We start from the raw sequence: 20,030 nt of genomic DNA, 5'->3' as shown, positions 1-20,030 counted from the left end.
GGCTTGCGCTGCACCTTGATTTTTTAGCGGCGCACCAGCAGCACACCGGATTCCATATGATGGGTGTAGGGGAACTGGTCGAACAGCGCGCAGCGCTCGATGCGGTGGCTGTCGTGCAGCTGGGCGATGTTCTGCGCCAGGGTCTCCGGGTTGCAGGAGATGTACAGGATGCGCTCGAAGCGGCGAGTCAGCTCGCAGGTATCGGGATCCATGCCGGCGCGCGGCGGGTCGACGAATACGCTGCCGAAGTCGTAACCCTTCAGGTCGATGTCCGCCAGGCGGCGGAACGGGCGCACGTCATTGAGCGCTTCGGTGAGCTCCTCGGCGGACAGGCGCACCAGGGTGACGTTGGCGATCCCGTTGTCGGCCAGGTTGGCCAGGGCGGCGTTGACCGACGTCTTGCTGATCTCGGTGGCCAGCACCTTACGCACGCGGGTGGCCAGCGGCAGGGTGAAGTTGCCGTTGCCACAGTACAGCTCCAGCAGGTCGTCATTGCGCTGGCCCAGTACCTCGTAGGCCCAGCCGAGCATCTTCTGGCACACCTCGCCATTGGGCTGGGTGAAGGCGCCCTCCGGCTGGCGATAGCGGAAGGTGCGGCCGGCCACCTGCAACTGTTCTTCCACGTACGGGCGGCCGACGACGATGCGTTTGCCCTTCGAGCGGCCGACCACGCTTACCTGCAACTCCTCGGCGAGCTGCCTGGCGGCCGCTTCCCAGGCGTCGTCGAGCGGGCGGTGGTAGCACAGGGTGATCAGCGCATCGCCGTTCAGGGTGGTGAGGAATTCGACCTGGAACAGTTTGAAGCCCAGCGTGTGGTTGCCCTGCCAGGCGGCCTTGAGGCGCGGCATTAGTGCGTTGATGCGCAGGCTGGCGATGGGGAAGTCTTCGAAGAAGATCGGGCTGTGCTTGTCGCCGGCCTCGAACATCGCGTAGTGACGGTTCTCGCTGCCCGCTTCGCGCCACAGGCGGAACTCGGTGCGCAGCCGGTAATACTCGCGTGGCGACTCGAACACCTCGGGCTCCGGCGCGGCGAACGGCGCAAGCAGTTCGACCAGGCGGGCCTTCTTCTCGGCGAGTTGGGCGTCGTAGGCGGCGGGGTCGAATGCGGGACGGCTCATCGGTCACTCGTGTGGCAGGAAAACGGGGCGCTATTGTAGCGATTCCGCTGCCGGCGTGCCGGTGTCGTCGATTATTGGTGGGGCGGGGACGATCATGCACGACCTGTGGGAGCGCGCCATGCGCGCGATTCGCGGGCATGGCCCGCTCCCACAATTATCGCGTAGGGCGTACTCGCGAAGCAGTACGCCGTTGCGGTTGGTCAGGATTGGCTCGGTTTGGCGGACTGTTCGCTTCGCTCCTGAGTGCGCCCTACGAGCTTGAAGGCTCGCGAGCTAGAGCCATGCAAGGCCTCGGCGGCCCCGCAAAAACAGGCGAGGAAGCGGAGTGTACTTTTGTACATGAGCATTCCGAGCCTGTTTTTAACGCCGCAGGGCCGACGCGCAGCAGCCTTCTACTTAGAACAACGCCAGCTTGATCACACAGAAGATCGCCAGCGCGACCAACATGCCGTTGAGCTCGCGGAACCGTCCGGCCAGGGTCTTGGCCGCCACCCAGGTAATGAAGCCGAAGGCGATGCCGGTGGCGATGGAATAGGTCAGCGGCATCGCCAGGGCGGTGACCACCACCGGCGCGGCGACGGTGATGTCGCTCCACTCGATCTCGGCCATTCCCGAGGCCATCAGCACCGCGACGAACAGCAGCGCCGGGGCGGTGGCGAACGCCGGCACGCTGCCCGCCAGCGGGGCGAAGAACAGCGCGAACAGGAACAATACGGCGACCACGATGGCGGTCAGGCCGGTGCGCCCGCCGGCGCTGACGCCCGCCGCGGATTCGATGTAGCTGGTGGTGGTGCTGGTGCCCAGCAGCGAGCCGCCCAGGGCCGCGGTGCTGTCGGCGATCAGGGCGCGGCCCATCTTCGGCAGGTGGCCGTCCTTGCGCATCAGGCCAGCCTTCTTGGCCACCGCGATCAGGGTGCCGGAGTTGTCGAACAGGTCGACGAACAGGAAGGCAAAGATCACGCTGATCAGGCCGACGTCCAGCGCGCCGGCGATATCCAGCTGCATGAAGGTCGGCGCCAGGGACGGTGGCATCGACACCAGACCGCCGAACGGGCTGACGCCGAGCAGGATGCTCAGGCCGGTGACCACCAGGATGCTGATCAGCACCGCGCCAGTGATGCGCAGCGCTTCCAGGCCGATGATCAGGAAGAAGCCGAGGATCGCCAGCAGCGCGGCGGGCGAGCCCAGATCGCCAAGGCCGACCATGGTTGCCGGGTTGGCGGCGACGATACCGGCGTTCTGCAGGGCGATCAGCGCCAGGAACAGGCCGATACCGGCGGCGATGGCCGAGCGCAGTTCCAGGGGGATGCTGTTGATGATCCACTCGCGGATCTTGAAGATCGACAGCAGGAAGAACAGGCACGCCGACAGGAACACCGCGCCAAGGGCGACCTGCCAGGTGTGGCCCATGCCCATCACCACGGTGTAGGTGAAGAAGGCGTTGAGGCCCATGCCCGGCGCCAGGGCGATCGGGTAATTGGCGATCAGGCCCATCACCGCCGAGCCGAAGGCCGCTGCCAGGCAGGTGGCGACGAACACCGCGCCCTTGTCCATGCCGGTTTCGCCGAGGATGCTCGGGTTGACGAACAGGATGTAGGCCATGGTCAGGAAGGTGGTGACACCGGCGAGCATTTCGGTGCGCACGTTGGTGTTGTGTGCTTTGAGTTGGAACAGTCTTTCCAGCATGCGGGGGCTCCCGGGGCGGCAATCGGCATTGACAGAGGCAGAGGGGATAACAAGGCACATCACGTGCCATCAGCACCTGCTCGCTGGGCTCGAAGCTGGCGCTGGGGTGTTGTCCGTCCACGAAAGCGCGGCATCATAGCAGCTCTCCCGGGTTTCGCCGCGAGCTCGGATCACCCCCTGTCTGGCGGGCGTCAAGGGCTATGTTGCGGGCGCTGGATCAGGGCTTTTCATCCCCCACCAGCGGATCACGAATCCGATCCCTGCTCGACAGCGCCGGGAACAGCTTGATCCACAGCAGGCTGATGCCGATGGCGCCGAAGCCGCCGATCAGCACCGCCGGCACGGTGCCGAACCAGGCGGCGCTGACCCCGGCGCGGAAGTCGCCGAGCTGGTTGGAGGCACCGATGAACAGGCTGTTCACCGCGCCCACGCGGCCGCGCATGTCATCGGGCGTTTGCAGTTGCACGAAGGCGCCGCGGATCACCATGCTGACCATATCGGCGGCGCCGAGCAGTACCAGGGTCGCCAGGCTGAACCACAGCGAGGTGGACAGGCCGAAGCCGATGGTCGCCACGCCGAAGATCGCCACCGAGCCGAGAATCACCGGGCCGACCCGCCGCTCGATGGGGTGGCGCGCCAGGTAGATCGACATCAGCAGCGCGCCCACCGCGGGCGCCGAGCGTAGCAGGCCGAGGCCCCAGGGGCCGGTAAGCAGGATGTCCTTGGCGAACACCGGCAGCAGCGCGGTGGCGCCGCCAAGCAGCACGGCGAACATGTCCATGGAGATGGCGCCGAACACTTCCGGGCGGCTGCGGATGAAACGGAAGCCGGCCAGCAGTGACTCCACGGAAATCTTCTGCTTCAGCGGTTTTTGCTGCGATGGCAGGCTGAGCATCATGCCGATGGCGATCAGGTACAGCACCAGCGCCGGGCCGTACACCCAGGCCGGCGCCACGGCGTAGAGCACGCCGCCCAAGGCCGGGGAGACGATGGTGGCGGTCTGCATCGCCGAGCTGGAGGCCGCCACCGCTGCCGGGAACAGGCCCGGCGGCACGATGTTCGGCAGCAGCGCCTGGGTGGTGGGCATTTCAAAGGCGCGGGCGGTGCCCATCATGAAGGCGATGACGAAGATCATCTCGCGGGTCAGGCTGCCCGTGCTGCTGCCCAGCAGCAGGGTGATGGCGACGATGGCCTGGCCGCACTGGCACAGGGCGGCGACCTTGCGGCGGTCGAAGCGGTCGGCAACGTGGCCGGTCAGCAGGATGAAGAGGATCTTCGGCAGGAATTCGACCAGGCCCACCAGGCCCAGGTCGAGCACGTTGCCGGTGAGGCTGTACATCTGCCAGCCGATGGCCACGGTGAGCATCTGGAAGCCGCTGGCGGTGAATACCCGAGCCAGCCAGAAGCGAATGAAGGGCGTGTGGTGACGCAGGAGCAGCTGACCATGGACGGACATTGGCTTACTTAGGCGACTAACGATGGCCGCTCAGCCTAGCACGCCCGCTGTAACATTTGGATGCAAGATGCGATGTCTGACGACTGCGGGTCGACAGCCTGCAAAGGCCGCGGCGCCTAGCGAATCAGGCCGCTCAGTAGCCAGAGGCCGAGCAGCAGCCAGATCAGGCCGCCGATCACCGAGCCGCGCATGAACGAACGCACCGCGCTGTAGAGCAGGATCAGCCCCAGCAGCAGCACGGCGATGCTGAGCAGCGACGGGGTGACGCCCAGCGCCCCGGACAGGCCGTCGATAAAGCTGGCGACCGCGCCGGCGAGCATGCCGAACACGCCGCTCAGGGCGTCGACGATAAAGCGGATGAACGAGCCGAACGCTTCGCCCAGGGATTCGAAAAAGCCTTCTACGCGCATGCAGGGATTCCTGGAAACAAGGGGCAAGAGGCCCCGGGTGCTGTCTATTGAGCGGTCGCCGGCAGGCGGAGTTCCCGCGATTCTGCGTAGCGCACCGCTGCGCTCGGCTCAGTTGCCGAGTATGGCCTTGAGCTTGCCGGCCAGCGCCTCGAAGGAGAATGGCTTGGCGATCATCTCCATGTCCTTGCCCAGGTAGTCGTCGCGCAGTTCGGCACCCTCGGCGTAGCCGGTGGCGAACAGCACCTTGAGGCCCGGCTGGCGCTGCCGGGCGGCGTCGGCGAGCTGTCGGCCGTTCATGCCGGGCAGGCCGACATCGGTAAGCAGCAGGTCGAGCGGCGCATGCTGTTCGAGCAGGCCCAGTGCGCTCTGGGCGTCTGCCGCCTGGATCAGCTGGTAACCCAGCTCTTCCAGTACCTCGACCATCAGCATGCGCACCACCTTGTCGTCTTCCACCACCAGGATGCGCTCGCCGGCACCTCGCGGTGCGTCGGCAGCGTTGCCGTGCAGCTGTTCGGCAGGTGCAACCAGCAGGCGCGGCAGGTAGAGGTGCAGGGTGGTGCCGTGGCCGACCTGGCTTTCCAGCTGCAGGTAGCCACCGGTCTGCTTGACGAAACCGTAGACCATCGACAGGCCCAGGCCGGTGCCCTGGCCGATGGGCTTGGTGGTAAAGAACGGTTCGAAGGCGTGGCGGATGATTTCCTGGGGCATGCCACAGCCGGTGTCGCTGACCGACAGCAGCAAGTAATCGCCCGCGGGCACCTGATGATGCTGCGCCTGGTGCTCGCCGAGCTGGGTATTGCGGGTCTCGATACGCAGTTTGCCGCCGTCGGGCATGGCGTCCCGGGCGTTGATGGCCAGGTTGATCAGCGCGTTTTCCAGCTGGTGGCCATCGCTGCGGGTCGGCCACAGGTCGTCGGCCAGGTGGGTTTCCAGGCTGATCTGCTCGCCCAGGGTGCGCACCAGCAATTCTTCGAGGGCGCGCACCAGGGCGTTGACCTCCACCGGGCGCATGTCCAGCGACTGGCGACGGGCGAAGGCCAGCAGGCGATGGGTCAGCGAGGCGCCGCGGTTGGCGGAAGCGATGGCCGCATCGACGAAGCGGGCCAGCTGCGGGTGTTCGCCCGCCGGCAGTTTGCGCTGGATCAGCTCCAGGCTGCCGAGAATACCGGCCAGCAGGTTGTTGAAGTCATGGGCGATACCGCCGGTGAGCTGGCCGATGGCTTCCATCTTCTGCGCCTGGCGCAGTTGGTCTTCGGCCTGGATACGCTGCAGCACCGCTTCGCTGACGCGCTCCTCGAGGGTCTGGGTCAGCTGGCGCAGGGCCAGTTCGGTGCGCTTGCGTTCGTCGATGTCGATCAACACCCCGGGAAAGCGCAGCGGCGTGCCATCGGACGCCAGCTCGCAGCGACCATTGGCCTCGATCCAGCGATAGCCGCCGTCAGGCTGCCGCACACGGTATTCGGCCCGGTAGCTGCCGCCTGTGGCAATGGTGCGCTCGATCATCGCACGCACCTGCGGCCGATCCTGCGGGTGGATGGCCGTGGTCACCCGGTCCAGCGCCATGCCGCTGGCGGCCTGCTGCGGGTCGGCGGCAAAGGCGCGGGCGAAGCGCTCGTCGCCGGTCACGCTGTCATTGGGAATGTCCCACACCCAGGTGCCGAGCACGGCGCCGGCGTTGAGCGCCAGCTCGATGCGCTCGTTGGCGCTGCGCAGGTCGGCTTCGGCCTGGCTGCGCTGCTCGATGGCGACGACCTGGCTGGTGGTCTCCACCACGATGCACATCATGCCGTGGGAGCGGCCGGTGTTGTCGAGCAGCGGGTTGTAGTAGAGATTCATCCAGGCATCCTCCTGCAGGCCGGGGCGGCGCAGCGGCAGGTAAAGGTTCTCCTGGGACATGGAGCGACCGCTCAGGCCCATGCCGATTACGTGGCGGTTCCACTCGGCGATCTCCGGCCAGGCTTGCTCGGCAGGCAGGCCGAAGATTTCCGGGTGGCGCTGGCCGGCGAACGCCGCGTAGGCATCGTTGTAGAGCAGCACGCCCTTGGCGCCGCACAGCAGCACGATGGGCGTCGGCGAGGAAAGGATCAGCCGTGTGCTGCTGATCAGCACCTCGGGCCACTGCTCGAGCGGGCCGAGGGCGCTGGCCGCCCAGTCGAAGCGACGGATGAGCTCGACCGTGTCACCGGACTGGCCGGCGAACAGGCAGGGTTGGGGTGGCATGTTCTGCGTCGCGGACATCAATCGGGAGCCTATCCTGGGGGTATGGCCACGGCAGCAGCCCACCTTCGGGCTGCTACGGGCTTCAGCTGGGTTTGCCGCTTGCGAAGGCGTGCTGGAGTTTCTCGGCCAACTCGTCACTGCGATAGGGCTTCTGCACGATGAACGCTTCGTCGGCATCCAGGCCGCCCAGCTCGGCGTAACCGGTGACGAACACCACCGGCAACGCCGGGTAGCGCCGCCGAGCCGCCTGGGCCAGCTCGCCACCGTTCATGCCGGGCATGGCGAAGTCGGCGAGCAGCAGGTCGATATCGTTGTCGAGTTTGGCCAGTGCGTCGTTGCCGCTGTGGGCCTCACGTACCTGGTAGCCGAGTGCGTCGAGGGTCTGGGCGGTGACTTCGCGCACCCGAGGGTCATCATCGACCAGCAGGATGGTGCGCTGGTCTCCCGGCTCGGCGACCGGCAGCGGCCGGCTGGAAACCTGCTGCTGCTCCTGGACGATGTGGCGCAGGCCCGGCAGGTAGACCTTGACGGTGGTCCCTTCGCCCATCTTGGTGAGAATGCGCGCGCCGCCGCCGGACTGCTTGGCAAAACCGAACACCTGGGCCAGGCCCAGGCCCGAGCCCTTGCCAATTTCCTTGGTGGTGAAAAACGGCTCGAACGCCTTGGCCAGTACCGCCTCGCTCATGCCGCTGCCCGAGTCCTGTACCGAGAGGACCACGTAGTCGCCGGGCTCCGGATCTTCCGGGCGGCGCGGCGCTTCGCTGATCACTTCGTTGCTGGTACTCAGGCGCAGGGTGCCGCCGACGGCCATGGCGTCACGGGCGTTGATCGCCAGGTTGAGAATGATCAGCTCGATCTGCGTCGGGTCGACCCGTGCGTGCCACAGGTCCGCCTCGGTGGCCGTCTCGATCAGCACGCTGCCGCCCAGGGTGCTCTTCAACAATTCGAGCATGCCCTGCACGGTTTCACCAAGGTTGACCGCCTCCGGCACCAGGCGCTGGCGGCGGGAGAAGGCCAGCAACTGGCCGGTCAGCTTGGCGCCACGTTCGCCGGCGTCGGTGATGTTCTGCAGACGGCCACGGGCCTTGTCCAGATTGCCTTTTTCCAGATCGCGGATCAGGAAGCTGGTGCTGGTCAGCACCACCGTCAGCAGGTTGTTGAAGTCGTGGGCGACGCCGGCGGTGAGCTGGCCGACCGCTTCCAGGCGCTGCATCTGCTGCAGGGTCGCCTCGACGCGCTCACGCTCGGCGATCTGCTCGCGCAACTGCTGGTTGGTGGCGGCCAGTTCCTCGACCACGGCGCGTTCGTGGGTGATATCGCGCACCGTGGCGTACAGCAGGTCGTCGTCGCGAACCAGGATCCATGACAGCCAGTGGTAGTCGCCGCTGGCGTGGCGCATGCGGTTGACGAAGCGCACCGAGACATTGCCCGAGGTGACGCGCTCGATCTGCGCGCGGGTGTCCTGCTGGTCATCGGCATGCACCAGCTCCCAGAGCGGACCCTGGGTGAGCTGCTGGCGCGACCAGCCGAGGGTCTGCTCCCAGGCCGGGTTGAGGGCGCTGGGCGTCATGTCGAAACGCAGCACGGCGAGCAGGTCGCGGGACAGCTCCCAGTTGCGATCGCGCTCGCGGGTGCGTTTCTCGACACGCTCGCCGAGCACGTCGTTGAGGCGCAGCAGGGCTTCGTTGGCCTGCTTCTGCTCGGTGATGTCGTGCAGCACGCCGAGAAAGCGGGTGCATCGCCCATCCTCGAAGAACGCCTGGCCACGGGCGGAAATCCAGCGCTTGCTGCCGTTGCTGAGGGGCAGGCGAAATTCGGCCTGGAACTCGTTGCCGCTGTCGGTGGCCAGCGCCTCGTTGACCCGCTGACGCAGTTGCGCGCGGTCATCGGCGTGGCAGCGGCCGAGAAACAGCTCCATATCGACTTCGGCGTTCGGCTCCAGCTCGTAGAGGGCGCGGCAGCGTTCGTCCCAGACCAGCGTGTCGGTGGCCGGCACGTAATCCCACATGCCCATGCGGGCCGCACCAATTGCCAGGCGCGCGCGGGCCTCGACCGCCTGCAGGGTATTTTCGGCCAGCCTGCGTTTCTCTCGCTCGTTGACCTCGGCCATGGCGCGGTCGATGGCCTTGGGCAGGAATGGCAGGTTCTGCTTGAGCACGTAGTCGACGGCGCCCAGGCGCATCATTTCCACGGCGTGTTCTTCACCGAACATGCCGGACAGAAAGATGAAGGGCGTTTGTGGTGCAAGGCGGCGCGCCACTTCCAGCGCCTCGGCGCCTGAAGAGCCTGGAAGCAGGTAGTCGGAGACGATCAGGTCGAAACGCTCGTTCGCCAGCGCGCGTTCGGCGGCCTGGTGGTCATAGACCAGGGTGCTGTCGACCAGCAGGCCGTTACGTTCCAATGCGAGCAGGGCCAGTTCCGCGTCATGCGGACTGTCTTCGATGAACAGCAGTTTGATGGGCACACGCGGCATGGAAAGGTCGTCGATTACGGTCTGTGGTAGGCCTGTGCGTCAGGCGCAAATCAGAGGGTGGTCAGTCAGTATCGGCTTGCGCTTCTGTATCCGACGTACGGCGCTGCAAGCGCAACGAACCGGGTGGGGGCTCGTTGAGCACCGCCCAGAAGATACCCAGATCGGAGATGGCCGAGACGAACGCCTTGAATTCGACCGGTTTGACCACGTAGGCGTTCACGTTCAATTCGTAGGCGCGCTGCAGATCCGGCCCCTCGCGCGAAGAGGTGAGCATGACGATCGGCATGCTGCGCAGCTCGGCAGAATCACGCACGATCTTCAGGACTTCCAGACCATCGACCTTGGGCAGCTTGAGGTCGAGCATCATGATCGCCGGGTTGCCGGGCAGGCGATCGGCATGGGCGCCACGGCGAAAGAGATAATCCAGCGCCTCGGCGCCGTCGCGCATGACGATCACGTCATTGGCCAGTTGGCTGCGCTCCAGAGCGATTAGGGTCAGCTCCAGGTCGTGGGGGTTGTCTTCGACCAGCAGTATCGGTTTGAGCATTCATGTCCTCGACCCGTTATGCAAGAACGGGGTGGTGGCGTTTAGGGAGCGCGAAATAAAAGGTGGCGCCTTGATCGATCTTGCCTTCGGCCCAGACTCGCCCATCGTGACGCTCGATTATACGGCGTACGCTGGCCAGACCGATGCCGGTGCCTTCGAATTCCTCCATGCGGTGCAGGCGCTGGAATACGCCGAACAGCTTGTCCACGTATTCCATATTGAAGCCCACACCGTTGTCGCGCACAAAGACGATCACTTCGTCGTCGTTTTCCTGGGCGCCGATGACGATGATCGCCGGATCACGCTCGCGGCTGTACTTGATGGCGTTGGCCAGCAGGTTGCGCAAGGCCAGGTGCAGGAACGCGGCATCGCCGACCACTCGTGGCAGCGGCTGGATGTGCCATTCGAGGTTTCGACTCTGATAATCGGGTTTCATTTCCTCGCGGATCGATTCGACCAGCGCATGCAGATTGACGTCCGTGAAGCGCAGTGCCGAACGGCCCATCTGCGAGAAGCTCAGCAGGTTGTCCACCAGGGTGCCGGCGAAGCGCGCCGACTCGCTGATGTGCTCGAGAAAGCGCACCCCGCGCTCGGACAGCTTGGTGCCCTCGAAATCGCCCAGCAACTCGGCGTAGCCGGCGATATGCCGCAGCGGCGCGCGCAGGTCATGGGACACGCTGTAGGAAAAGGCCTCCAGCTCCTTGTTGGTTTTCTTCAGGTCGCTGGCCAGCTGGGCCATTTCCTCGGCCTTGCGCAGCACGATACCGAGCACCGCATTGCGCAGCTCCAGTGCGCTTTCCGGCACCTGCTCGTGCCAGGGCGTGGAAAAGCCGCTGATTTCCTCCTGCCAGCGCGCGAAGCTGTGACGCGGGCTGAGCGCGCCGCTGGCGCTGACCGCCTTCTCGGGTTTGCCGGCCCATTGCACGATGCGTGTCTGCTCCGGCTTGAACCAGATCAGGTAGTGCGAATGCAGCTCGGAAATGGCCACGGCCAACAGGCCGCCAACGTGCTTGGCCAGCTCGGGCAGCTCGGGGATGTCGCGGCCGACGTTATCGGTCTGGAACAGGTCGTCACTCGTTCGCGTACCCAGCCACTGCACCAGGGCATTGACCTGGTCGCGCGGCGGCGTCTGCCCGATCAGGTCGCAGTGCGAGGTCGAGATGATCGCCGCGCCGCTGGCCTGGGCGAAGTCGAGAAAGGTATCGGGCAGCGCCAGCAGGCCTTCGCTGACGCTGTCGCGGTCGGCCATTGCCGAGAGCATCTGCACGATGTGCCGGCGCAGCTGCAACAGGTGCTGGGTGCGCGAGTGGGCGATCTTCGCCTCGATCTGCAGCGACAGCACGCGGCCCAGCAGTTCGCAGGCGGTACGCGTCTGGAAACCGACCGAGCGGGCGCTGGCGTGGTGGGCCGAGATCAATCCCCACAACTGGCCTTCGACCACGATGGAAATCGACATCGAGGCGATGGTCTGCATGTTGCGCATGTATTGCAGGTGCACGGGCGACACGCTGCGCAGGGTGGCGTAGCTGAGATCCAGGGGTTTGCCGGTCAGCGGGTTGCACGCCGGGCGCAGCGGGGAGGGCTGGTAGTTGGCGTCCTCGATCACCCGGATACGATTGGCTACGTACAGCTGGCGGGCCTGGGGCGGGATGTCCGAGGCGGGGAAGCTCAAGCCCAGGTAGCTGGGATAGCCCTCGTCGAGGCACTCGGCGAGCACCAGGCCGTTGCCCTCGGGGCCGAAGTTGTAGATTTTCACCCGGCCAAAACCGGTGACACGCTTGACCTCGGCCACTGACAACCGGCACAGCTCGTCGATATCGTTGGCGCCCTGCAGGTGGCCGATGAAGGTGCGCACCATCGGATACAGGGTGTTATAGGCGGTGATCGTGTTGCTGATGGTCTCGAATTCGGCGATCAGCACCCGATCGAAACGGTGGGCGACCATCGCGGTCAGCTCGCCACGGCGGCTGCCTTGGCGGAAACGCACGTCACCGATATGAAAGGGTGTGGTGTCTTCGTCGGACAGTTGCGCCAGGCGTTCGGCGAGCACCGCGGCGTCTTCGAGCAGCTCGTCCAGGTGCCGGCCCAGCAATTGGTCGGGTGCAAGATCCAGCCAGTCGACGACGTTCTCGCTCACCTGCAACACCGTCAGCGCCTGCTCGTCAAACACCATCATGAAGCCCTGGGGCTGGATGCTGCCGGGGATGTGGATGGGTTCCTTGGCGCAATTGGCGATCGCGGTGCTCAAGGAGGTACTGGTTTCACTGGACGCCAAGATCATCTCCTTCAGTTCCAGGCCTGTCGGCATGGATGTCTAGCTGCACCGCCGGCGGCGACGACTGGCCGCCATCGCCTGGGCGACGCGTACTTTCTTGCGGCAGTCTGCACGCTCTTTACGGCCGGGTAAACCATCACCCGCCAGAGCTGCCGGGCGGCGGCGCACGAGCGGTTTGCCGGGTGGCGAGGAACTTTGCCAGCAGGCGTCTCTCTCAATCCCCGGTTGCGTGCCGCGCAACTGCAACATCTTTCCGGCACGCTGCCCTGCACATCCGAACGCGAGAATCGTCATGCTATCTGTCGCCAAGCGGGCCTTTACCCGCGTGCCCGCCCTGCGCTGGCTGCTGCTTGCCATTGCGCTGGTCGCCGTGTACCAGATGCGCGCGCTGCACCTGGACGACCGGCTCTACTACTGGTTGACCACACCGGCCGTGTCGCAGTGGGCGCCAGGCAGCCTGCTGGGCCGCGACTACAAGGTGCAGATAGATGCCAAGGTGGTGGGCGGCGTGCGCAACAACCTTTCCGGCCTCACCTATGACGAGCAGCGTGGCCAGCTGTGGGCGGTGCTCAACAACCCCGAAGAGCTGCTGGCCATGAGCACCGATGGCGAGGTGCTGGCGCGCTACCCGTTGAGTGGTTTCAGTGATGTCGAGGGGGTCACCTACCTGGGCGATGGCCTGCTGCTGCTGGCCGAGGAGCGCGCCCATGGGCTGGTGGTGGTGCCGGTTCCCGAGCGCGCGGGGGCATTGTTTCGCGAGGACTATCGGTCCCTGACTCTGGGCATCCAGAGCGGGGGCAACCAGGGGTTCGAGGGGGTGGGCTACGACCGCGCCCGCGACCGCCTGTTCGTGGTCAAGGAGCATTCGCCGATGAAGCTCTACGAGATTCGTGGGCTGAAAAGCAGTGTAAGCGGAAATTTCGGCCTGGAGATCATTGATCACGAGGACTGGATCCGTGACTCGGTGTTCGCCACCGACCTGTCATCGGTACATTTCGATGAGCGCACCGGCCACCTGGCGCTGCTCAGCGACGAGTCGAAGCGGATCATGGAACTCGATGGCGACAGCGGCAAGCTGATCGGTTTCCGCACGCTGAACGACAACTTCGCCGGCCTCGGCAAGTCGGTGCCGCAGGGCGAGGGCATGACCTTCGACGATCATGGCAACCTGTACATCGTCAGCGAGCCGAACCTGTTCTACCGCTTCGGCCACCACTAGCCGGCGCCCGTTGCGCGGGATGCCGGCCGGGCGCCGAGCTGGGTCAGCGCGGCGGATACTGGCTGAGCACGCGGCCGACAGTCTCGCGTATTTCTGCCTCCCGCTCGGCCGGGTTGCCCGCGGTATCGCGCACGATGCGTTCGTCGCTGCCGCGCCACACCAGCTTGCCGTCCTTGCCGTCGAACAGGTCGACCTGCACGGTCGCCACCTTGTAGTCGATGGTGCGGGTTTCGTTATAGGCCGGGCCGCCCCAGTAAGGCCCCCAATAGCCGCCGAAACCACCCCCGAAACCGCTGCTGACCTGCTGCTGGCGGTCATCGACGACCAGCCACACTTGCACCTTCACATCGCCTTTCGTACCGCTCGCTGCCGGGCGCAGGCCGCGCTGGTCGAGCTGGTCCGCCACCGCGCTGCGCAGGCGCTGCTCGGTGAGGTCGCTGCGGATGCGTGGGTCATCGGGCTTGTACTGCACCGTCGGCTCCTGCCAGCTCCAGCTGCGATAGCCGGCAAAATCCCGGCTGGCGTCGAAGTCGCGGTTGATCTGCTGGCTCTGGCAGGCGCCGAGCAACAGCAGGACGGGGATCAGTAGCAGGGGCAGGCGGCGCATAAGCGTTCTCCCGAATCCTTCGATAGGTTGGTTCATGCTGGCGGGTACTCGCCGAGTGCATCACTGACCGCCTTGCGCAGCGCTTCGGCGCGCTCGGCCTGGCTGCCGCTGCTGCGCATCTCCGCCTGACCGCTCCACACCTGCTCACCGCTGCGGCCGTCGAAGAAGTCGATGCGCACCACCACGACCTCTTCTTCATAAGAACGGGTCAGCGGCACGCGAGCACCCACGCCGACGCCGTTGCCGTAGTAGCCGCGGTTGCCGAAGCTGCCGTAGCCGCCACCGTAGTAGGGGTCATAGCTGTCGGCGACCTGGCGCACGCGGCGCTCCAGGCGGGTGTCGGTGCGCACCTTGAGGTCGGCAGCGGCAGTGCCTTGGGCAGGGCGCAGGCCGCGCTGGTCGAGGGCGTTGTTGAGGGCGTCCTGCACCAGGTCGGCGCTGGCCCAGGCGCTGCCGGCCGGGCGTTGCTGCCAGGCCCAGCTGCGGTAGGCCGCGTAATCGCGGGGCGCGGCGGGGTAGGCGCTGCGGTCGAAATGGCTGGCGGCGCCCGGTGGTGCGGGCGGCAGAGGCACGGAATCGCTGGTGTACGGATTGTGGCTCTGGCAGGCGGCCAGGGCAGTGGTGAACAGCAACAGGGCGATGCGTTTCATGGTGTCCCTCCTGGCAGAGCAGGCGTTCAGCGTGGCCGACAGATCCAGTGCAGGTAGCGTCCCAGCCCGGCGAATGCAGGGTGGCGGCGGTGCGCCAGCTCCATTTCCAGCAGGTCGGCGAGTTGCGCCTTGGCCTGGAAATCCCGTGGCATGTAATCGTGGAAAACCCGTACCCCGCTTCTGCCTTCGACCTGCCAGCCGGCGGCAAGTTGCGCCTCGAGTTCCCGCGGGTCGAGCGGGCGCTGTGGGGTCAGGCTGTGCTTCTCACCGGCGAATTCTTCCTTGCGCAGTTTGCGCAGGTGGCCCTTGAGCAGGTTGCGGTAGATCAGTGCGTCCTTGTTGTAGAACGCCAGGGACAGCCAGCCATCGGCGGCGGTCAGGCCATGCAGGGCCGGAAGAATGGCGGCCGGCTCGGCCAGCCATTCGAGCACCGCGTGGCAGATGACCAGGTCGAAGGGCGCCTCGAAACGCCCCGGCAACTCCTGCCACGGCGCGTGAATGAAGGTGGCTGCCAGGCCGGCCTGCGCGAAACGCTCGCGGGCGCCGGCGAGCATCGGTTCGGCAGGCTCCGCCAGGGTCACCTCGTGGCCGCGTTCGGCCAGCCACAGCGCCATGTGGCCCAGGCCAGCGCCGACATCGAGCACGCGCAGCGGGCGTGCCGGCAGGGCTTCGGCGAGATCGGCCTGCAGCACGGCAAGGCGGATCGCGCCCTTGGCGCCACCATAGATCTTCTCGGCGAAGCGGGTCGCCAGTTCATCGAAGTGCCGGTCGCTCATCAGGCGAACCGCCGTTCGCTGTCAGCCAGCTTGGCGCGCACCACCTGATTCATGTCCAGGCCCAGTTCGCTGCACAACAGCAGCAGGTACAGCACCACGTCGCCGATTTCCTGGCCGGCGTGCTCAAGCTGATCGGCGGGCAGGTGGCGCGACTGGTCTTCGCTGAGCCATTGGAAGATTTCCACCAGCTCGGCCATTTCCACGCTGGCGGCCATGGCCAGGTTCTTCGGCGCGTGGAACTGGCGCCAGTCGTTGCGATCACGAATGGCGTGCAGGCGGGTGGTGAGTTCGGCGATGTTCATGCGGCGTCCCGTGGGCAGAGGCCGCACATTCTTTCATGCGTTCAAATGACCTGCCAGTAGCCGGCCATATGTGGCACATCGTCCTTGCCGCGCAGGTCGAACTGGCCCTCGGCCGCTGGCAGGCTGGCGCGCATGCGCAGGCTGTTCGGCAGCAGCACCGGCTTCTGGAAGCGTACTTCGAGGCTGTAGCCGGAGGCCGGTAGATGGCCTTGCAGGGCTGCCAGGGCGCGCGCCTTGTTCCACAACCCGTGGGCGATGGCGCGGGGGAAACCGAATGGCTTGGCACTCAGCGCCGACAGGTGGATGGGGTTGTAATCGCCGGACACCCGCGCATAGCGGCGCCCGATATTCGCCGCCGCCTGCCAGCTGTCCAGCTCGTCCATCGGCAGGCTGGGCGGCTCGCTGCGGCCGACGGTCGGCCCGTCGAGCTTGATGCCGCGGCATAGCAGGCGGCTGTCGCCCTCCCAGAGCAGGCCCAGCTGATCCTCCAGGCGGGTGATGACGCTGAATACCGCGCCCTTGTCGTGGGGCGCCAGGTTGCTGGCCTCCACGCTCAGGGTGAAGGGGCCGAGGCCAGCCAGCTGACGCACCACGCGGATGCGATTTTCCAGGTGCACCAGGCCAAGCAACGGGAAGGGAAAGTCAGCGTCGGTGAGCAGCTTCATCTGCAGGGTGAAGGCCAGCACATGCGGATAGGTGGCGGGCAGCCGGGCGTCATCGCCGAAGCCGCACAGCTGGCGATAGCGCCCCAGGTGATCGGCATCGACGCTGACCGGACAGCGCAGCCCGCGGTGCGGCAGGACCTTGCCGGTGATTCCACGGCGGCACGCTGCGCGCAGGAGCAAGCCGGGCAATGCCGGTGGGGTGTGCAGATCGAGCCATTCGGTTGCCATCGTGCGCTCCGGTGCAAGGTGGGATTGTGCTTACTCTCGTCGAGTTCTAGGACATTAGCCAGCGGCCATTGGTGCCCGCCGCGCAAACGATTGCCGGCCCCACGCGCACGGATGGCAAAAGCTGCCTACGCTGGTGGGTAAAACCGTCTCGCTCACCACCCACGCGAGGAAAGCAGCATGCCCAACCTGGACAAGCGCAGGGCCGTCGCGCCCCTGGCCGCGGTGATGCCGGGGTTGCCGTGCCCGCGCACGCCGACGGCCCAGGGCGTGCGTTACATAGGCCCCGAGCTGGTTCGCGAGGCGCGTCGGATGATCGAGGCGTTGCTGGTCGAGGGCGCGACCCTGGAGCAGGTTGCCGCTGGCCTGAACATTCCGGCGCGGCGGCTACGCGAACAACTGTCCCAGGCCGGCGTGCGCTTCAACGAGTTGCTCGTCAGTTGCCGCTGCGAGCTGGCCAAGCGCCTGCTGGTGGAGACCGACGAGCGCATCGAGCGGATCGCCGAACGCACCGGCTTTTCCGAGCCCAGTACCTTCTGCCGCGCCTTCAAGCGCTGGGTCGGCCAGACGCCGGTGGCGTTCCGCCGTCGTGGCCGTAGCGCCGCTTGCTGATCAGGCGCCCAGCAGGCTCTGCCCGCAGACCCGCAACACCTGACCGCTGAGCGCGCCGGAGCCGGGTTGCGCGAACCAGGCCACCGCCTCGGCGACATCCTGGGGCAGGCCGCCCTGGTTCATCGAGTTCATGCGCCGCCCGGCCTCGCGGATGGTGAACGGGATGGCGGCGGTCATGCCGGTTTCGATGAAACCCGGCGCCACGGCATTGATGCTGATGCCGCGCTGCGCCAGGGTCGGTGCCCAGCTCTGGGCGAGGCCGATCAGCCCGGCCTTGCTGGTCGCGTAGTTGGTCTGCCCGACGTTGCCGGCAATGCCGCTGAGCGAGGCGATCAGCACCACGCGGCCGTTGTCGCGCAGGGTGCCGGCTTCCAGCAGCGCGCTGGTGAGTTGCTGCGGGGCACGCAGGTTGACGTCGATCACCGATTCCCACAGCCCCTCGCTCATTTTCGCCAGGGTCTTGTCGCGGGTGATGCCGGCGTTGTGCACGACGATATCCACGCCGTCGGGCAGCGCCTCGACCAGCCTGGGCGAGGCGTCCTCGGCGCAGATGTCCAGGGCCAGGCAGCGACCGCCCAGGCGTGCGGCCAAGGCATCCAGGGCGTCCTTGGCCTGTGGCACGTCCAGCAGCACTACCTCGGCACCATCGCGGGCCAGGGTTTCGGCGATGGCCGCGCCGATGCCGCGGCTGGCGCCAGTGACCAGCGCGGTCTTGCCGGCCAGTGGGCGCGTCCAGTCGCTGACCTGCTGGGCACAGGGTTGCAGGCGCAGTACCTGGGCCGAGATATAGGCGCTCTTGGGCGACAGCAGAAAGCGCAGGGCTCCCTCGAGCTGGCTTTCCGCACCCGGGTCGACGTGCAGCAGCTGCACCGTACCGCCGCGGCGAACTTCCTTGGCCAGCGAGCGGGTAAAGCCTTCGAGTGCGCGCTGCACGCTGCTGGCTTGCGGATCGTCCAGCGTCTCGGGCGCGCGGCCGAGCACCACCACGTGGGGGCAGCGATCGAGGTTCTTCAGCGCCGGCTGGAAGAATTGACGCAGCGCGTCGAGTTCCTCGAAACGGCGCAGGCCGCTGGCGTCGAAGACCAGGCCCTTGAGCTTCGGGCCGTGTTCGGCGGTCCAGCGCGGCAGGGACTGTTCATCGCGCGGCGCGAACAGCTGGTCGCTCAGCCGGTTGGCGAAGCCCGCGACAGCAGCGCCCAGGTCGCCGTCGCCACCGATCAGCAAGGCCCCTTCCAATGGCCGATTGCGGCCCGCTACCCAACGCTCCAGGGGCAGTGGTGCGGGCAGGCCGAGCGCGCCGACCAGGCGACGACCGGCCGGTGTATTGGCGAAGTTGAGATAGCGATCGGACATGGAACAGACTCCAGGGCTGAAACTCAAAGTGGTTGACCACTGTACGCCATCGCTCGTTTCATGCATCGACAGCAGCCCAATGACCGGCCCTCGGGTCGGTAAATCGGCGCCCCTGAAGTGCCGCAAAATATTACCTGCAAGGAGCCGTTCATGAGCCTGCCACGCCGGGTCGCCATCGTTGGTGGCAACCGCATTCCCTTCGCCCGCTCCAACAGTGCCTACGCCACCGCCAGCAATCAGGCGATGCTCACCAGTGCCCTGGAGGGCTTGGTCGAGCGCTACAACCTGCATGGCCAGCGCCTTGGCGAAGTAGTGGCTGGCGCCGTGCTCAAGCACTCGCGAGACTTCAACCTGACCCGCGAATGCGTGCTCGGCTCGCGTCTGGCCCCGGAAACCCCTGCCTATGACCTGCAACAGGCCTGTGGCACCGGCCTGGAAGCGGCGCTGTTGGTCGCCAACAAGATTGCCCTGGGGCAGATCGAGTGCGGTATCGCCGGTGGTGTGGACACCGCGTCGGATGCGCCGATCGGCGTCAATGAAGGCCTGCGCAAGATTCTGTTACAAGCCAACCGGGCGAAGAGCACCGGCGACAAGCTCAAGACCCTGCTGCAGATCCGCCCGCGGCATCTGGCGCCGTCGTTGCCGCGCAATGGCGAACCACGCACCGGCCTGTCGATGGGCCAGCACTGCGAGCTGATGGCGCAGCACTGGGCGATCCCGCGGGACGAGCAGGACCAACTGGCCGTTGAAAGCCATCGCAAACTGGCTGCGGCCTACGCCGAAGGCTGGCAGGACGACCTGATGACGCCCTTCCTGGGCCTGACCCGTGACCAGAACCTGCGCCCCGATATCGACCTGGCGAAATTGGCGACCCTCAAAGCGGTGTTCGAGAAGGGCCCGCGCGGCACCCTGACCGCTGCCAACTCGACGCCCCTGACCGACGGTGCTTCGCTGGTGCTGCTGGCCAGCGAGGAATGGGCCAAGGCCCGCGGCCTGCCGATTCTCGCCTACTGGCGCGACGGCGAAGCGGCGGCAGTGGATTTCGTCAAAGGCCACGAAGGGTTGCTGATGGCGCCGGTGTACGCGGTGCCCCGGTTGCTGGCGCGCAATGGCCTGACCCTGCAGGATTTCGACTACTACGAGATCCACGAGGCGTTCGCCGCCCAGGTGCTGTGCACCCTGAAAGCCTGGGAAGACGCCGACTACTGCCGTGAGCGCCTGGGCCTGGAACAGCCGCTGGGCAGCATCGACCGCGCCAGGCTCAACGTCAAAGGCAGCTCCCTGGCTGCCGGCCACCCGTTCGCCGCCACCGGCGGGCGTATCGTCGCCAACCTGGCCAAGCTGCTCTCGGTAGCCGGCGAAGGGCGTGGCCTGATCTCCATCTGCGCCGCGGGTGGGCAGGGCGTGACGGCGATTCTGGAGCGCTGAGCCAGTCG

Annotated in this window: 16 protein-coding genes and 1 pseudogene; 3 read left to right on the top strand and 14 right to left on the bottom strand. The window is 66.3% G+C overall.

All coding sequences use genetic code 11. The features are described from left to right. Positions 1–23: 23 nt before the first annotated feature. The 8 genes from trmA to QYS36_RS22260 all read right to left on the bottom strand — a co-directional run bounded on the left by trmA (position 24) and on the right by QYS36_RS22260 (position 12,191). On the bottom strand, positions 24–1,118 hold the full coding sequence (trmA, locus tag QYS36_RS22295) for a tRNA (uridine(54)-C5)-methyltransferase TrmA (protein WP_308841556.1): 1,095 nt from the start codon (positions 1,116–1,118) through the stop codon (positions 24–26). A 396-nt stretch (positions 1,119–1,514) separates the two neighbouring features. After that, the gene (locus tag QYS36_RS22290; protein WP_308841555.1) at positions 1,515–2,804 is read right to left on the bottom strand and encodes an NCS2 family permease; all 1,290 of its coding nucleotides are present in this window, start codon (positions 2,802–2,804) and stop codon (positions 1,515–1,517) included. Positions 2,805–3,021: 217 nt separating this feature from the next. After that, a complete protein-coding gene (locus QYS36_RS22285) occupies positions 3,022–4,260 on the bottom strand; it encodes an MFS transporter (protein WP_308841554.1) in 1,239 nt (412 codons plus the stop codon). 116 nt (positions 4,261–4,376) lie between these two features. After that, on the bottom strand, positions 4,377–4,670 hold the full coding sequence (locus QYS36_RS22280; RefSeq protein ID WP_308841553.1) for a hypothetical protein: 294 nt from the start codon (positions 4,668–4,670) through the stop codon (positions 4,377–4,379). Positions 4,671–4,778: 108 nt separating this feature from the next. After that, positions 4,779–6,890, bottom strand: coding sequence for an ATP-binding protein (locus tag QYS36_RS22275; RefSeq protein WP_308841552.1), 2,112 nt, complete (start codon positions 6,888–6,890; stop codon positions 4,779–4,781). 82 nt (positions 6,891–6,972) lie between these two features. Next, the gene (locus QYS36_RS22270) at positions 6,973–9,363 is read right to left on the bottom strand and encodes a response regulator (protein WP_308841551.1); all 2,391 of its coding nucleotides are present in this window, start codon (positions 9,361–9,363) and stop codon (positions 6,973–6,975) included. A 61-nt stretch (positions 9,364–9,424) separates the two neighbouring features. Continuing rightward, positions 9,425–9,910, bottom strand: a complete 486-nt coding sequence (locus QYS36_RS22265; RefSeq protein WP_308841550.1) for a response regulator — start codon at positions 9,908–9,910, stop codon at positions 9,425–9,427. 16 nt (positions 9,911–9,926) lie between these two features. Beyond that, positions 9,927–12,191: an ATP-binding protein gene (locus tag QYS36_RS22260; protein WP_308841549.1), complete on the bottom strand. Its 2,265-nt coding sequence runs from the start codon at positions 12,189–12,191 to the stop codon at positions 9,927–9,929. A gap of 286 nt (positions 12,192–12,477) precedes the next feature. Between QYS36_RS22260 and QYS36_RS22255 the strand changes: the two genes are divergently transcribed. After that, on the top strand, positions 12,478–13,404 hold the full coding sequence (locus tag QYS36_RS22255) for an SdiA-regulated domain-containing protein (protein WP_308841548.1): 927 nt from the start codon (positions 12,478–12,480) through the stop codon (positions 13,402–13,404). A gap of 43 nt (positions 13,405–13,447) precedes the next feature. Here the strand turns inward: QYS36_RS22255 and QYS36_RS22250 are convergent, their stop codons facing one another. Genes QYS36_RS22250 through QYS36_RS22230 form a run of 5 tightly spaced genes read right to left on the bottom strand, consistent with a single transcriptional unit; the run spans position 13,448 to position 16,632 of the window. Then, entirely contained in the window at positions 13,448–14,011 is a 564-nt protein-coding gene (locus QYS36_RS22250) for a DUF4136 domain-containing protein (protein ID WP_308841547.1), read from the bottom strand. A gap of 32 nt (positions 14,012–14,043) precedes the next feature. Next, positions 14,044–14,661 carry a DUF4136 domain-containing protein gene (locus QYS36_RS22245; protein WP_308841546.1) on the bottom strand — a complete coding sequence of 206 codons (618 nt, stop codon included), beginning with the start codon at positions 14,659–14,661 and terminating at the stop codon, positions 14,044–14,046. Positions 14,662–14,687: 26 nt separating this feature from the next. Beyond that, a complete protein-coding gene (locus QYS36_RS22240; protein ID WP_308841545.1) occupies positions 14,688–15,437 on the bottom strand; it encodes a methyltransferase domain-containing protein in 750 nt (249 codons plus the stop codon). Continuing rightward, positions 15,437–15,739, bottom strand: coding sequence for a MazG-like family protein (locus QYS36_RS22235; RefSeq protein WP_308841544.1), 303 nt, complete (start codon positions 15,737–15,739; stop codon positions 15,437–15,439). Before QYS36_RS22235 ends, QYS36_RS22240 begins: the two co-directional genes overlap by 1 nt. 41 nt (positions 15,740–15,780) lie before the next feature. Beyond that, positions 15,781–16,632 carry a MaoC/PaaZ C-terminal domain-containing protein gene (locus tag QYS36_RS22230; protein ID WP_308841543.1) on the bottom strand — a complete coding sequence of 284 codons (852 nt, stop codon included), beginning with the start codon at positions 16,630–16,632 and terminating at the stop codon, positions 15,781–15,783. Positions 16,633–16,917: 285 nt separating this feature from the next. On the opposite strand from QYS36_RS22230, the pseudogene QYS36_RS22225 reads away from it, so the two are divergent. Next, positions 16,918–17,241: pseudogene (locus QYS36_RS22225) on the top strand (helix-turn-helix domain-containing protein); the annotation flags it as partial. Here QYS36_RS22225 and QYS36_RS22220 read toward each other — a convergent pair. Then, positions 17,242–18,594, bottom strand: coding sequence for a 3-oxoacyl-ACP reductase (locus tag QYS36_RS22220; RefSeq protein ID WP_308841542.1), 1,353 nt, complete (start codon positions 18,592–18,594; stop codon positions 17,242–17,244). It abuts the pseudogene before it with no gap. 150 nt (positions 18,595–18,744) lie between these two features. Here QYS36_RS22220 and QYS36_RS22215 point away from each other — a divergent pair, with 150 nt between their 5' ends. Continuing rightward, positions 18,745–20,022, top strand: coding sequence for an acetyl-CoA C-acetyltransferase (locus QYS36_RS22215; protein WP_308841541.1), 1,278 nt, complete (start codon positions 18,745–18,747; stop codon positions 20,020–20,022). Positions 20,023–20,030 lie beyond the last annotated feature (8 nt).

Origin of the sequence: Pseudomonas sp. G34 (assembly GCF_031119625.1) — a bacterium.
Taxonomy (GTDB): Bacteria; Pseudomonadota; Gammaproteobacteria; order Pseudomonadales; family Pseudomonadaceae; genus Aquipseudomonas.
The sequence above is the reverse complement of the archived record's forward strand: the minus strand, read 5'-3'. Positions and strand labels throughout refer to the sequence as shown.